Consider the following 1716-nt stretch of genomic DNA (forward strand, 5'->3'; position numbering starts at 1 on the left):
ATAATAAACTATGAATATTGTTTCTTTATTCTAGCATTAGGATTATTTACTAGCGTTTCGTTAGAATTATCTTAAATAAAATTACATTAAATGTATTTTATATTAATATTGATTTTTATATAATTTTAATTTTTAATAGTTATAGATCATATTTTAAGTGCTATCAAGAGTAGTTAACAAGGTGAAACAAATGACTAAGGAGGAAACAAATATGGACGCGAAAGACACTACTAACATTGGAAAGTGCCCGTTTCATCATGGCGCTGCAACTTCTAACAAATCTAGTAATATGCCAAATAGAGACTGGTGGCCAAACCAGTTGAACTTGAACATTCTACATCAGCATGACAGAAAATCTAACCCTATGGGGGATGAATTTAATTATGCAGAGGAATTTAAAAAATTAGACTACAATGCTCTTAAGCAGGATCTTAAAAACCTTATGACAAACAGTCAAGATTGGTGGCCGGCTGACTATGGACATTATGGTCCATTCTTTATCCGTATGGCTTGGCACTCTGCAGGTACTTACCGTACAGGTGACGGCCGTGGAGGCGGTGGAACTGGTAATCAGCGTTTTGCTCCACTGAACAGCTGGGCTGACAACGGTAACCTTGATAAAGCACGTCGACTGCTATGGCCGATTAAGCAAAAGTATGGCAACAAGATCTCTTGGGCCGACTTATTTCTTTTAACTGGTAATGTTGCAATTGAATCAATGGGCGGCAAAACATTTGGTTTTGGAGGCGGACGCGAAGATATTTGGCATCCAGAAGAGGACATCTACTGGGGTTCAGAAATTGAAATGCTAGGTGATAACCGTTACACAGGCGATCGTGACCTTGAGAATCCGCTTGCCGCCGTTCAGATGGGTCTTATTTATGTAAACCCAGAAGGTCCAAACGGCACTCCAGATCCGCTTGCAAGTGCTCATGATATACGCGAAACCTTTGCACGTATGGGAATGACCGATGAAGAAACCGTTGCATTAACAGCTGGCGGACATACTTTTGGTAAGGCACACGGTGCAGGAGATGCTGCTCATGTTGGTCTAGAACCAGAGGCTGCTCCTATTGAAGCACAAGGCTTAGGTTGGCTAAGCACACACGGCACTGGTAAAGGTCGTGACACCATCACCAGCGGTATTGAAGGTGCTTGGACTGCTAATCCGACACAATGGGATAATGGTTACTTTGATCTACTGTTTGGATATGAATGGGAGCTTACAAAGAGCCCTGCAGGCGCATATCAGTGGGTTGCTGTAAATCCTGCTGAGAATCATCTTGCTCCAGATGCAGAGGATTCATCAAAACGTGTTCCGACGATGATGACTACAGCCGATATGGCAATGCGTATGGATCCAGGATTCGAAAAGATTTCTCGTCGTTTCCATGAGAATCCAGAAGAGTTTGCAGATGCATTTGCTCGTGCATGGTTCAAACTATTACACCGCGACATGGGTCCTCGTTCAAGATATCTAGGCCCAGAAGTTCCTGAAGAAGAGCTTATCTGGCAAGATCCTGTACCATCTGTTGATTATGAATTAACAGATGATGAAGTAGAAAAGATTAAAGTTATGATCCTAGACTCAGGTCTTACAATTAGTGAGTTAATCACAACGGCTTGGGCTTCAGCAAGTACCTTCCGTGGCTCAGATTATCGTGGTGGCGCAAATGGTTCTCGTATCCGTCTTTCTCCACAAAAGGATTGGGAAGC

Annotated in this window: 1 protein-coding gene; it reads left to right on the forward strand. The window is 42.4% G+C overall.

Annotation, left to right across the window (positions count from 1 at the left end; all coding sequences use genetic code 11):
* Positions 1-211: 211 nt before the first annotated feature.
* A partial coding sequence (gene katG / locus BIV60_RS27065; protein WP_071358762.1) for a catalase/peroxidase HPI occupies positions 212-1716 on the forward strand: 1505 nt, incomplete at its 3' end.

The organism is Bacillus sp. MUM 116 (assembly GCF_001866655.1).
In the GTDB taxonomy this organism is placed as follows: domain Bacteria; phylum Bacillota; class Bacilli; order Bacillales; family Cytobacillaceae; genus Neobacillus.